The organism is Pelomicrobium sp. (assembly GCF_036803785.1).
In the GTDB taxonomy this organism is placed as follows: domain Bacteria; phylum Pseudomonadota; class Gammaproteobacteria; order Burkholderiales; family UBA6910; genus Pelomicrobium.
In genome coordinates, this window is the sequence record NZ_DAIRTR010000092.1 from 1 (window position 1) to 12,459 (window position 12,459).

Sequence of the window (12,459 nt, forward strand, 5' to 3'; positions counted from 1 at the left end):
TTCCTGCGTTCGCTGCCGCCGGAAGAACCGGTGCTGGTCGTGGGGCTGGGCAGCAATCTCCTGGTGCGGGACGGGGGCTTTCGGGGCACGGTGATCCTCCTGCACCGGGCGCTCGCCGCCCTCACCCTGGAGGCCCAGGACTCGCGTCAGGGCTTGGTGTATGCGCAGGCCGGCGTGGCGAGCCCTAAGGTGGCGCGCTTCGCCGCCCTGCACGGGCTCGAGGGGGCCGAGTTCCTGGCCGGGATTCCGGGCACGGTGGGCGGAGCGCTCGCCATGAACGCCGGCTGCTACGGAGCGGAGACTTGGGAAGTGGTGGAGCGGGTGAGCACCATCGACCGGGCCGGCCGGGTGCGGGAGCGCTCATCCCAGGACTACCAGATCGGCTACCGCCATGTGGCGCTGAAGGCCCGGGACGATGCAGCCGCAGAGGAGTGGTTCGTCGCCGCCCGCCTGCGGCTCAGGCGAGGCAACGGAGAGCGCTCGCGCCAGACCATCAAACGGCTGCTGGCGCGACGGGTAGCCACCCAGCCGCTTAACCTGCCCAATGCGGGCTCGGTGTTCCGCAATCCCCCTGGCGACTATGCGGCGCGGCTGATCGAAGGTTGCGGGCTCAAGGGCTACCGCATCGGCAACGCCATGATCTCCGACAAGCACGCCAACTTCATCGTCAACCTGGGGGGCGCGAAGGCGTGGGATATCGAGACCATCATGGAGACGGTGGAGCGAACGGTGGTGAGCTTGACTGGAGTACGCCTGGTGCGGGAGGTCCGCGTGGTCGGCGATCCCGTCTGAGTCGAGAGGTGGTGCTCGATGAATCCACACGATTTCGGGAAGGTGGCGGTCCTCATGGGGGGGCGCTCCGCCGAGCGGGAGATTTCCCTTATGTCGGGAAAGAACGTGCTGGAGGGGCTACGGCGGGCGGGGGTGGACGCCCACCCGTTTGATCCGGCCGAGCGCAGCGTGTTCGCTTTGAAGGAGCAGGGCTTCGACCGGGTCTTCATCGCCCTGCACGGTCGTTACGGCGAAGACGGTACGGTGCAAGGGGCATTGGAGCTCATGGACATTCCTTACACCGGCAGCGGTGTCATGGCCTCGGCTCTGTGCATGGACAAGTTGCGCACCAAGTACGTATGGGCGGGCTGCGGGCTGCCGACGCCCCGCTGGGAAGTGCTCCAGGCGGCGACCGACTGGCAGGCGGTGGCGGCGCGCTTGGGTTTGCCCCTCATCGTGAAGCCGGCCCACGAAGGATCCACCCTGGGGCTCACCAAGGTGGCGCACGTGGAAGAGCTGCCGCAAGCCTACGCAGTGGCGGCGCGCTACGACCCCTTGGTGCTGGCAGAGGAGTTCGTCGAAGGGCAGGAGCTCACCGCTGGCTTCGTGGGCGAGGAGCCCTTGCCCCTCATCCGCATTGAGGCGCCCGGCGGCAACTACGACTACCAGAGCAAGTATTTCAGCGACGAGACCCGCTATCACTGCCCGTGCGGGCTGCCGCGGGAGGAGGAGCGGGCGATCCAGGCCCTTGTCATGCGGGCAGTGGAGGTGCTGGGCTGTCGCGGCTGGGGGCGCGCGGACCTAATCCGCCGCGCGGATGGCAGCGTGAGCCTGCTGGAAATGAACACTGCCCCTGGCATGACCGGCCACAGCCTGGTGCCCATGGCGGCCAAGGCGGCCGGCATGAGCTTCGAGACGCTGGTGGTGAGAATTCTGGAGCTTGCCCATGTGGGATAGTCCACGAGCGCTGAACGCGGTGGCCAACCTGCTTTTCACGCTCGGGCTCGCCGCCCTACTGGCGGCCGCCGCCCTGGCGGCTGCGGGCAGCAGCGCGTTCGCCTTGCAGGCGGTGGAGCTGACAGCGCCGCCCCGGCGGGTGACGGTGGAGCAGGTTCAAGCGGTGGTGGCGCAGGAGCTGCGGGGCACCTTCTTCACCGTGGACCTGGAGGCGATACGCGGCGCCTTCGAGAAGCTGCCATGGGTGCGCAGGGCGAGCCTTGCCCGCCGCTGGCCTGCCACCCTGGTGGTGACGCTGGAGGAGCGCGAGGTGCTCGCCCGCTGGGGCGAGAACGCCTTGATCGACCGCTACGGGGAGCGCTTCGAGGCTGTGTTCGAGGGCCCGCTTCCCGAGCTCTCCGGCCCCGACGGGACCGAGCGGGAAGTAGTCGAGCGCTACCTACGCTTTCGGGATTTGCTGGCGCAGGCCGGACTCGGGTTGCAGGCCGTGCGGCTTTCGGCACGGGGCGCCTGGGAGCTCGAGCTCGAACGGGGAACGGTGGTGAAGCTGGGTCGCAGCCACACGGACCAGCGGCTCGCCCGATTCGTTGTGGCTTACGGTGAGAGTCTGGGACGGCTTGGCGTGCCCGTCGAGTACGTGGATTTGCGCTATCCCCACGGTTTTGCCGTGCGCCTGCCGCGGGAGACCTCGGCGCGGACGAGCCGAGGAACGTGAACGGAGCTTGGTGAGTCTTTAGGAGGAAAGCATGGATAGGATCCTGCCGTCCGGTTTGCAGCCGCCCGTGGAAGGGGAGCGCTCGTGGACGAGGAAGTTGAAGCCCAAGGAGTCGAAAAACCTGATTGTTGGGCTAGACATCGGCACCTCCAAGATCGTGGTGCTCGTGGCAGAGGTGCTGCCCGACGGTAGCTTCGAGCTGATCGGTATGGGTAGCCAGCCCTCGCGCGGCCTCAAAAAGGGCGTGGTGGTCAACATCGAGTCCACCGTGAACGCGATTCAGCGAGCGGTGGAGGAAGCCGAGCTCATGGCCGACTGCAAAATCCGCGAGGTCTACACGGGCATCGCCGGAGGCCACATCAAGAGCTTCAACTCCCACGGCATGGTGGCGGTGAAGGACAAGGAAGTAACCCAGGCCGATGTGGATCGTGTGATTGAGACGGCCAAGGCGGTCAACATCCCGACCGACCAGCAGATTCTCCACATCCTGAACCAGGAGTTCATCATCGACGGCCAGGAAGACGTGCGCGAGCCCTTGGGCATGAGCGGGTTGCGCCTGGAAGTGAAGGTCCACATCGTCACAGGGGCGGTATCGGCGGCGCAGAACATCGTCAAGTGCGTGCGTCGCTGCGGGCTGGAAGTGCGCGACCTGGTGCTGCAGCCCCTGGCCTCCGCTCTGGCGGTGGTCTCAGAGGACGAAAAGGAGCTGGGCGTGTGCCTGGCCGACATCGGCGGCGGTACCACTGATATCACGGTGTTCACCCAGGGCGCCATCCGCCATACGGCAGTCATTCCCATCGCCGGCGACCAAATCACCAACGACATCGCCATGGCGCTGCGCACCCCGACCAAAGAGGCGGAGGATCTCAAAGTGCGCTATGGCTGCGCCCTGCGCCAGCTCGCCGATGCCCAAGAAATGGTGGAAGTGCCGGGCATCGGCGATCGAGGACCGCGACAGCTGTCGCGCCAGACCCTGGCGGAGGTGATCGAGCCGCGGGTGGAGGAGCTCTATTCCCTGGTCCAGGCGGAGCTGCGGCGCAGCGGTTTCGAAGATCTGCTTTCCTCCGGCATCGTCATCACTGGCGGCAGCAGCGCCATGCAGGGCATGGTGGAGCTGGGCGAAGAGGTATTCCACATGCCGGTCCGCGTGGGGGTGCCCCAGTACCGGGGCAGCCTGGCCGAGGTGGTACGTAGCCCGCGCTATGCCACCGGCGTGGGGCTGCTCATGGCGGGGCTGGAACAACAGCAGCGCCAGCAAATGCAGCGCCTGCAAGGCGGGTCGTTACGGCAGATCTTCGAGCGCATGAGGAGTTGGTTCCAGGGCAACTTCTGAGCAAGGACAAGGGGTCTGTTCCGCCTCCGGCGGGCGGGCCGAAGAAGCGGGTGATCATCGACGAGGCATCTTTTCAAGGAGGTTGACATGTTCGAAGTGATGGATACTCAGACACCGGAGGCCGTGATCAAGGTGATCGGCATCGGCGGCTGCGGCGGCAACGCCGTAGACCATATGATCGAGCAGGGGGTGCAGGGAGTGGAGTTCATCTGCGCCAACACCGACGCGCAGGCGCTCAAGCGCAACCAGGCCAAAACTCTGCTGCAGCTCGGCGCGAGCATCACCAAAGGGCTCGGGGCCGGTGCCAACCCCGAAGTGGGTCGGGAGGCGGCGCTGGAGGATCGGGACCGGCTGGCAGAGCTGATCCAGGGAGCGGACATGTTGTTCATCACCGCTGGCATGGGCGGGGGCACCGGCACTGGCGCCGCACCGGTGGTGGCCCAGATCGCCAAGGAGCTCGGCATCCTCACCGTGGCGGTGGTCACCAAGCCGTTTAGTTTCGAGGGCAAGCGGCTCAAAGTGGCCCAGGCAGGCATTGAGGCCCTGTCCCAATACGTGGATTCAGTCATCGTGATCCCCAACGACAAGCTGATGAGTGTGCTGGGAGAGGAAGTGAGCATGCTGGATGCCTTCAAAGCGGCCAATGGCGTGCTGCACGGCGCAGTGGCGGGCATCGCCGAAGTCATCAACTGCCCGGGCCTGGTGAACGTGGACTTCGCCGACGTGCGCACGGTAATGTCTGAGATGGGCATGGCGATGATGGGCTCGGCCTACGCTTCCGGTGTGGACCGGGCGCGCTTGGCAGCGGAGCAGGCGGTAGCGAGCCCTCTGCTGGAAGACGTGAACCTGTCCGGGGCTCGGGGCGTGCTGGTCAACATCACCGCCAGCATGGGCCTTAAGATGAAGGAAGTACACGATGTGATGAACACCATCCGCGACTTTACCGCCGAAGACGCCACCGTCATCGTCGGCACGGTGATCGACGAATCCATGGAGGACAATCTGCGGGTGACCATCGTCGCTACCGGCCTCGGCCTGCCTGCCCGCGCCCAGCCGAAGTCCCTGTCGGTGGTCAGGACAGGCACTGACGCCGCGCCCTTTGACACGGTGAACTACGAGGCTTTGGATACTCCCACCGTGATGCGCACTGGGCGCCGGCGGGAGACCACGGTGGAGGCCATGCGGCAGTCGGGGATCGACCTTCTGGACATCCCTGCCTTCCTGCGTAAGCAGGCCGACTGACAAGGCGCCAGGCAGGGCGCTCCCCTGGGAAAGGCTATCGCGTGTGATATACTGCCTCGTTTTTTAAGGACTTGGTCCGGCGAAAGGGCCTGGATGGTCAAGCAAAGAACCCTCAAAAACGTCATCAGCGCGACGGGCGTTGGGCTGCACACTGGCGAGAAGGTCTACATGACCCTGCGGCCGGCGGCGCCCAATACCGGCATCGTTTTCCGCCGCATCGACCTGCCGCAGCCCGTGGAGATCAAGGCGAACGCCCATAGCGTGCATGACACGCGGCTTTGTTCTTGCCTTGAGCGGGACGGGGTGCGTGTATCCACCGTCGAGCATCTCATGTCCGCCTTCGCCGGGTTAGGCGTGGACAATGCCTACGTGGACCTCTCCGGCGGCGAGGTTCCCATCATGGACGGCTCGGCCTCCCCGTTCGTGTTTCTGCTGCAGTCGGCGGGGCTGGAGGAGCAGCCGGCGCCGAAGAAATTCATCCGCATACTGCGTCGCCTGGAGGTCAAGGACGGCGACAAATGGGTGCGCTTCGAGCCCTACGATGGATTCAAGGTGGAGTTCAGCATCGCCTTCGACCATCCCATCTTCGACAAGACCCGCCAGCAGGTATGCATCGATTTCGGCAAGACCTCCTTCGTCAAGGAGGTGAGCCGAGCGCGCACCTTCGGCTTCGTCCAGGACGTGGAGAACATGCGGGCCCAGGGACTGGCCCTCGGCGGGAGCCTGGACAACGCCATCGTGATGGATGAGTTCCGCGTGCTCAACAGCGACGGCCTGCGTTACGAGGACGAGTTCGTCAAGCACAAGGTGCTCGATGCCATCGGCGACCTGTATCTGCTGGGACATCCGATCATCGGCGCTTTCCTAGCCCACAAGTCGGGCCATGCCCTCAACAATGCCCTGGCCCGGGCTTTGCTGGCTGATGGCCGGACTTGGGAGTTTGTCACCTTCGATGACCCCGAGGAGGCGCCCGCCTTCCTGCGTTTCCAACTGCAAAGCGCCTGAAAGCTCGCGCAGCCCGGTCCTCACCCGAGGCGCGGTGTGTTCCTGATTCGCTTAGCGGTCGTTTTCCTGCTCCTCGTCCTGGGGGTTTGCCTGGGGCTCTATCTCTACACCCGGGATCGCCGCTACCTGCGCTATGCCGGGGCCACCCTCAAGTTTGGGCTGGTGCTGACGGTGGTCTTCGCCGCGCTGTACGTGCTCGAGCGATTGATCCTGGTCATTTGATCGGTAGCTCCACCGGGGCGTCTCGGGAGCGCCCATGATCTAGCGGGCCCGCCGTCCCCCTCGGGCGATCAGCGCCCGTAGCGCTGCGCGCAATGGCGAGGGAGGCAGGTGTTGGGCTAGGGTTGCCAGGCTCTGCACCGCCTTCGGACTTAAGCGCCGAAGGGGTTTGCTGGCATTCGAGGGGCTCGGCTCGGGTGCTTGAACCAGGGCCTGGATTGAAGTAACCTCGAAGCCCCGCTCCCGCAAAGCCTGGATCAGGCGGGGGCTCATGTGCCTGAGCTTGGCTGCCGCTGCGCCGCTAGTGGCACGGATCTTGATCGCACCGTCCCGGTACGAGACGATCCCGCTCAGGGGGCGAAGCTCGCGTGGTGCCACCTCTCGATAGGCCCGGTTAAGCTCGGCCAAGCGCCGGGCCTCGGTGAGAGGGCTTCCAGTCCCTTCTAAGCTTCTGAAATAGAAGCTGATCGGTCGGGCAGGCACCGCCATCACAAGAACGGTGGAGACATGAACATCATCGTCGTATCCGGCAAGCTTGCCCAGGCCCGCACCATCACCCTGACCCGGACGCAGATCGTCACTTTGTTTGCCCTTTTGCTAGTCCTGGGGGCGGGGGCCGCGTCAGCCATTGCCTATTTCGCAGTGCGTCATGCCTCAGCGCTGGCTCCGCTCCTGGGAGTGAAGGCGGCCGACCCGGTCACCTCCGGTGGTCAGGAGGCCCAAGTCTACATGCAGGAGACGATCCATGCGCTGGCGGTGCGCATGGGTCAGATGCAGGCCCAGCTCCTGCGGCTGGACGGCCTGGGCGAGCGCCTTGCCCAACTGGCGGGGATCAAGCCCCAGGAATTCGCATTCGATCAACCCCTTGGGCAAGGCGGGGCGATCGCCCATCTGCCCCGATATACCCTTAGCGTTGGCCAGCTTGCCGAGCAGCTCGACGAATTGAGCCGCCTGCTCAACCACCGCACGGACCAGCTTCATATTCTCGAATCGGTACTGTTGGAAAGCCAGCTCGTGCGTCAACTGATCCCTTCCATGAGACCGGTGGACGTAGGCTGGCTCTCGTCGGGGTTCGGCTGGCGCAACGACCCCTTCACGGGCCAGCGGGTGATTCACGAAGGGGTGGATTTCGTCGCGCCGGTGGGCACGCCGATCTTGGCCGCTGCCGGCGGGGTGGTGGTGACCTCGGAGTACCATCCCGAGTATGGTAATATGATTGAAATTGACCACGGCAACAACCTGGTCACCCGCTATGCCCATGCCTCCAAACGGCTGGTGGAAGTTGGTGCCATTGTGTTGCGTGGCCAGAAAATCGGCGAGGTGGGCAATACCGGCCGGTCCACGGGACCTCATCTGCACTTCGAAGTGCGTCGCAACGGGGTCGCGCTCAATCCCGCCCGCTTCCTGAAGGCCCAAGGATAGCTTGCCGTTTCGAGGTGTCTGATGGGGGGTGAGGCCGGAAAGCCTCACCCCTATTTCGTTTGGTGAACCGATCCATATCACTCACCCATCCGCGGCTCTGACCGCTGTCAATCCGGATGATTGCCAATTTTCTCACCAAAATTTTCGGCAGCCGCAACGAGCGGTTGCTCAAGCGCTATAACGAGACGGTGCGTGCGATCAACGCCCTCGAGCCAGAAATCGCCCGTTTGCCTGACGAGGCATTGAAGGCGAAGACCGCCGAGTTCAAGGCGCGTATTGCGCAACGCTTGGAGGGTGCCGCGCCAGAGAAGGTGCCGGCGCTGGAGGCCGCTGCCCTGGACGAGATCCTGCCGGAGGCCTTCGCGGTGGTACGCGAGGCGGCCAAACGTACCCTGGAGATGCGCCACTTCGACGTCCAGCTGGTCGGGGGCATCGCGCTGCACCAGGGAAAAATCGCCGAGATGCGCACCGGCGAAGGCAAGACCCTGGTGGCGGCGCTTCCCGCCTATCTGAACGCCCTTACCGGCCGGGGAGTGCACGTGGTCACGGTGAACGACTACCTGGCCAAGCGGGATGCCGAGTGGATGGGCAAGATTTACAACTTCCTCGGGCTGACGGTCGGGGTGATCCTTACTCAGATGAACCACGCCGACAAGCAGGCTGCCTATGCCGCTGACATCACCTATGGCACCAACAACGAGTTTGGCTTCGACTATCTGCGCGACAACATGGCGACCCATCCCTCGGAGCGCTACCAGCGGCCTCTGAACTATGCCATCGTGGACGAAGTGGACTCGATCCTGATCGACGAGGCACGCACGCCCCTCATCATCTCGGGCCAAGCCGAGGACACCACTGAGCTGTACGTCAAGGTGAATGCTCTGGTGCCCCACCTGAAGCGCCAGGAGCGGGAGGGCGGTCCGGGCGACTACACCGTGGACGAGAAGGCCCACCAGATCCTGCTCACGGAGGAAGGCCACGAGCACGCCGAGGAGCTAATGGCCAAGGCGGGGCTTTTGCCAGAGGGCACCAGCCTCTACGATCCCCAGAACATCCTGCTGATTCACCATCTCTACGCCGCGCTGCGTGCCCATGCCCTATTCCACCGGGACCAACATTACGTGGTGCAGAACAACGAGGTGATCATCGTCGACGAGTTCACCGGGCGGCTTATGCCCGGCCGGCGCTGGTCGGAGGGTCTGCACCAGGCGGTGGAGGCGAAGGAAGGGGTGCCAATCCAGAAGGAAAACCAGACCCTCGCCTCCATCACCTTCCAGAACTACTTCCGCCTGTATCGTAAACTCGCCGGCATGACCGGCACGGCGGACACCGAGGCCTACGAGTTCCAGCAGATCTATGGCCTGGAAGTAGTGGTGATTCCCACCCACAAGCCGATGATTCGCCAGGATCTGCACGATCAGGTGTTCCGTACGGCGCGGGAAAAGTACCAGGCGGTCATCAACGATATCAAGGATTGCTACGCTCGGGGGCAACCGGTGCTGGTGGGGACCACCTCCATCGAGAATAACGAGTTCCTCTCGGCGCTGCTCAAAAAGGAAGGGATTCCCCATCAGGTGCTCAACGCCAAGCAGCATGCCCGAGAAGCGGAGATCGTGGCCCAGGCGGGGCGGCCCAAGATGGTCACTATCGCCACCAACATGGCAGGCCGCGGGACCGACATCGTTCTAGGCGGCAACCCAAACCCCGAGATCAACCGCATCCTGGCCGACGAGACTCTGGACGAGGCGGCTAAGCAAAAGCGCATCGCGCAGGTGAAGGCCGAGTGGCAGAAACTCCATGACCAGGTGGTGTCCCTGGGCGGTTTACACATCGTCGGCACCGAGCGCCACGAGTCGCGGCGCATCGACAATCAGCTCAGGGGACGGGCTGGGCGCCAGGGCGACCCTGGTTCCAGCCGCTTCTACCTCTCGCTGGAAGATCCCCTGCTTCGCATCTTCGCTTCCGAACGGGTCGCCGCCATCATGGAGCGGCTGAAGCTCCCCGAGGGGGAGCCCATCGAGCACCCCTGGGTGACCCGGGCCATCGAGAACGCCCAGCGCAAGGTGGAGGCTCGCAACTTCGACATCCGCAAGCAGCTTCTCGAGTACGACGATGTGGCCAACGAGCAGCGCCAGAAGATCTACCACGACCGCAACGCCCTGCTCGACGCAGCGGACATTTCGGAGGAGATTCGTGCCTACCGGGAGGAGGTGATCGGGGCGCTCGTGGACGAGTACGTGCCTCCAGGAAGCGTGGAGGAACAGTGGGACGTGGCCGGGCTGGAGCGGGCACTTGCCGCCGAGTACCAGCTGAAGCTTCCTCTCCGCCAGTGGCTGGAGGCGGAGCCCGAGCTGCACGAGGAGCGTCTACGCGCCCGCATCCTGGAGGCGGCGGCCGAGCACTACCAGGCCAAGGTGGACTTGGTGGGCGAGGAGGTGATGAAGCACTACGAGCGGGCCGTGATGCTACACGCTCTGGACACTCACTGGCGCGAGCATTTGGCGGCCCTGGATCACTTGCGCCAGGGCATTCATCTGCGGGGTTACGCCCAGAAGAACCCCAAGCAGGAATACAAGCGCGAGGCTTTCCAGCTCTTCGCCGACATGCTCTCCCGCATCAAGCGGGACGTAGTGCAGCTTCTCATGACGGTGCAGATCCGCAGTGAAGAGCAGGTACAGGCCGTGGAGACGGCTGCCGCGGCGCCCACCAACGTCCGCTACCATCACGCCGACTATGACCAGGCCTTGGCGGAAGCCAATGCACCCCAGGCAACCCAGCCCTTCGTGCGCCAGGGTCAGAAGATCGGCCGCAACGAACCATGTCCTTGCGGCTCCGGCAAGAAATACAAGCATTGCCACGGCAAACTGGCATGAGGGGCCTCGTGCTCGAGGACGCTGTCGCCGCGGTGCGGAGGGTAGCGACCCATGGCAGTTAATCTCCCCCCGCCCGAGGCGGAAAGCCTCTTGCCGGTGGGGGGCGTGCGCCTGGGCGCCGCTCAGGCGGGCATCAAGAAGCCGCAGCGCTACGACCTGCTGCTGATCGAGCTCGCCCCGGGGAGCGAAGTGGCCGCCGTGTTCACCCGCAACCGTTTCTGCGCGGCCCCGGTCACCGTGGCCCGGGAGCACTTGGCCAAGGGGGGCATACGGGCCTTGGTGGTAAACACCGGCAACGCCAATGCTGGCACGGGCAGCGAGGGCATCCGCCGGGCACGGGAGACCTGCGCGGCGGTGGCGCGCTTGCTCGGCTGTGCGCCCGAGCAGGTGCTGCCCTTTTCCACTGGGGTGATCATGGAGCCGCTTCCCCTGGAGCGGCTGATCGCCGGACTGCCTCGGTGCGTCGCTTCCCTGAGGCCGGACGGCTGGCTCCTCGCTGCCGAGGCCATCATGACCACGGACACCGTACCCAAGGCCTGCTCCGAGCGCCTGGACATCGCGGGAATGCCGGTGACGGTCACCGCCATCGCCAAGGGCGCCGGCATGATCCATCCCAACATGGCCACCCTGTTAGGGTTCGTTGCCACCGACGCGGCCATCGCCTCCTCACTCCTCGCTCGACTCGTGCACCGGATCGCGGACGCTTCCTTCCACTGCATTACGGTGGACGGGGATACTTCCACCAACGATGCGCTAGTCCTTATGGCCACGGGGAGCGCTGGGGTTCGCTTCGCAACGGGGGACGAACTCGGCTTTGCTACCCTGGAAGAGGCCCTGACCCGGGCGGCACGCAGGCTCGCCCAGGCCATCGTGCGCGACGGCGAAGGGGCGACCAAGTTCATTACCGTGACCGTGGAAGAGGGGCGCAACCAGGAGGAATGCCGCCGGGTGGGCTACGCCATCGCCCGCTCGCCCCTTGTGAAAACCGCCTTTTTCGCTTCCGATCCCAACCTGGGACGGATCCTGGCGGCTGTTGGCGCTGCTGGGATCGAGGATCTGGACGTGGAGCGGGTACGCCTCTACCTGGGGGATCTGCGGGTCGCGGAGCGCGGCGGCCGGGCCGCCGATTACCAGGAGGCGGAGGCGTTGCGGATTATGCGCGAGCCGGAGATCACCGTACGCGTGGCCTTGGGCCGGGGAGATGCCGTTGCCACCGTGTGGACCTGCGATTTTTCCTACGACTACGTGCGCATCAACGCCGAATACCGCACTTGAAGGCAGCCATGGCCCGGGAGTTGGACCACATTGTCGATCGTGCCCAGGCTCTGCTCGCACGGCTGGAGGCAATCGTGCCGGTCCCGCCGCCGGCGGTGGATTGGCGGGTTTCGATCGCTTTCCGCTGGCGCAAGCGCGGCACCCAAGGTTTCCTGCAGCCGGTCACCCACGTCCATCGCATCGCCCTCAGAGACCTGCAGGGCATCGATCGACAGAAAGCCCTAGTGGAGCAAAACACCCGGCAGTTCGTCAACCGGGTGCCGGCAAACAACGTGCTGCTCACCGGCGCTCGGGGCACGGGCAAGTCGTCCCTCGTGAAAGCGGTGCTCAACAAATACGCCTCTAAGGGCCTGCGCCTGATCGAAGTGGAAAAGCAGGACCTCATAGATCTGCCGGAGATCGTGGACCTGGTGGGCGGGCGTCCCGAGCGGTTCATTCTGTTCTGCGATGATCTGTCCTTCGAGGCGGAGGAGTCGGGTTACAAGGCGCTCAAAGCGGTGCTGGACGGCTCGGTGGCGGCACCCTCGGAGAACGTCCTGGTTTATGCCACCTCCAACCGGCGACACCTCATGCCCGAGTTTATGCAGGAGAATCTGGAAGCGCGGCGGGTCGGGGACGAGATCCATCCGGGAGAGACGGTGGAGGAA

The 12,459-nt window shown here is 64.7% G+C and carries 12 protein-coding genes; 11 read left to right on the forward strand and 1 reads right to left on the reverse strand.

Going from position 1 to position 12,459, the window contains the following annotated elements; all coding sequences use genetic code 11:
• From murB to V7Q81_RS11090, 7 genes are all read left to right on the forward strand, one after another.
• On the forward strand, window positions 1–792 hold a 792-nt coding region (gene murB / locus V7Q81_RS11060; RefSeq protein WP_442954817.1), incomplete at its 5' end, for a UDP-N-acetylmuramate dehydrogenase.
• Between the two features lie 18 nt (window positions 793–810).
• Entirely contained in the window at window positions 811–1,728 is a 918-nt protein-coding gene (locus tag V7Q81_RS11065) for a D-alanine--D-alanine ligase (protein ID WP_333843205.1), read from the forward strand.
• The gene (locus tag V7Q81_RS11070) at window positions 1,718–2,443 is read left to right on the forward strand and encodes a cell division protein FtsQ/DivIB (RefSeq protein ID WP_333843207.1); all 726 of its coding nucleotides are present in this window, start codon (window positions 1,718–1,720) and stop codon (window positions 2,441–2,443) included. Before V7Q81_RS11065 ends, V7Q81_RS11070 begins: the two co-directional genes overlap by 11 nt.
• Before the next feature lie 31 nt (window positions 2,444–2,474).
• A complete protein-coding gene (gene ftsA, locus V7Q81_RS11075; protein WP_333843209.1) occupies window positions 2,475–3,776 on the forward strand; it encodes a cell division protein FtsA in 1,302 nt (433 codons plus the stop codon).
• 87 nt (window positions 3,777–3,863) lie between these two features.
• On the forward strand, window positions 3,864–5,018 hold the full coding sequence (gene ftsZ, locus V7Q81_RS11080; protein WP_333843211.1) for a cell division protein FtsZ: 1,155 nt from the start codon (window positions 3,864–3,866) through the stop codon (window positions 5,016–5,018).
• Window positions 5,019–5,111: 93 nt separating this feature from the next.
• The gene (lpxC, locus tag V7Q81_RS11085; protein WP_333843213.1) at window positions 5,112–6,023 is read left to right on the forward strand and encodes a UDP-3-O-acyl-N-acetylglucosamine deacetylase; all 912 of its coding nucleotides are present in this window, start codon (window positions 5,112–5,114) and stop codon (window positions 6,021–6,023) included.
• Window positions 6,024–6,059: 36 nt separating this feature from the next.
• On the forward strand, window positions 6,060–6,245 hold the full coding sequence (locus V7Q81_RS11090; protein WP_333843216.1) for a hypothetical protein: 186 nt from the start codon (window positions 6,060–6,062) through the stop codon (window positions 6,243–6,245).
• 39 nt (window positions 6,246–6,284) lie between these two features.
• Here the strand turns inward: V7Q81_RS11090 and V7Q81_RS11095 are convergent, their stop codons facing one another.
• Entirely contained in the window at window positions 6,285–6,731 is a 447-nt protein-coding gene (locus tag V7Q81_RS11095; protein WP_333843218.1) for a DciA family protein, read from the reverse strand.
• 18 nt (window positions 6,732–6,749) lie between these two features.
• On the opposite strand from V7Q81_RS11095, the gene V7Q81_RS11100 reads away from it, so the two are divergent.
• From V7Q81_RS11100 to V7Q81_RS11115, 4 genes are all read left to right on the forward strand, one after another.
• Complete coding sequence (locus V7Q81_RS11100) at window positions 6,750–7,664, forward strand: M23 family metallopeptidase (protein WP_333843221.1); 915 nt, start codon at window positions 6,750–6,752, stop codon at window positions 7,662–7,664.
• A gap of 116 nt (window positions 7,665–7,780) precedes the next feature.
• Window positions 7,781–10,537, forward strand: a complete 2,757-nt coding sequence (gene secA, locus V7Q81_RS11105; RefSeq protein WP_333843224.1) for a preprotein translocase subunit SecA — start codon at window positions 7,781–7,783, stop codon at window positions 10,535–10,537.
• A 51-nt stretch (window positions 10,538–10,588) separates the two neighbouring features.
• Window positions 10,589–11,812, forward strand: coding sequence for a bifunctional glutamate N-acetyltransferase/amino-acid acetyltransferase ArgJ (argJ, locus tag V7Q81_RS11110; protein WP_333843227.1), 1,224 nt, complete (start codon window positions 10,589–10,591; stop codon window positions 11,810–11,812).
• Between the two features lie 8 nt (window positions 11,813–11,820).
• On the forward strand, window positions 11,821–12,459 hold a 639-nt coding region (locus V7Q81_RS11115; RefSeq protein ID WP_333843230.1), incomplete at its 3' end, for an ATP-binding protein.

Bases quoted from the DNA above. Each gene is read 5' to 3' on its own strand.
- secA (WP_333843224.1), top strand. From the start codon at position 7,781: ATGATTGCCAATTTTCTCACCAAAATTTTCGGCAGCCGCAACGAGCGG.
- ftsZ (WP_333843211.1), top strand. From the start codon at position 3,864: ATGTTCGAAGTGATGGATACTCAGACACCGGAGGCCGTGATCAAGGTG.
- V7Q81_RS11100 (WP_333843221.1), top strand. From the start codon at position 6,750: ATGAACATCATCGTCGTATCCGGCAAGCTTGCCCAGGCCCGCACCATC.
- V7Q81_RS11065 (WP_333843205.1), top strand. From the start codon at position 811: ATGAATCCACACGATTTCGGGAAGGTGGCGGTCCTCATGGGGGGGCGC.
- V7Q81_RS11095 (WP_333843218.1), bottom strand. From the start codon at position 6,731: ATGGCGGTGCCTGCCCGACCGATCAGCTTCTATTTCAGAAGCTTAGAA.
- ftsA (WP_333843209.1), top strand. From the start codon at position 2,475: ATGGATAGGATCCTGCCGTCCGGTTTGCAGCCGCCCGTGGAAGGGGAG.
- argJ (WP_333843227.1), top strand. From the start codon at position 10,589: ATGGCAGTTAATCTCCCCCCGCCCGAGGCGGAAAGCCTCTTGCCGGTG.
- V7Q81_RS11070 (WP_333843207.1), top strand. From the start codon at position 1,718: ATGTGGGATAGTCCACGAGCGCTGAACGCGGTGGCCAACCTGCTTTTC.
- lpxC (WP_333843213.1), top strand. From the start codon at position 5,112: ATGGTCAAGCAAAGAACCCTCAAAAACGTCATCAGCGCGACGGGCGTT.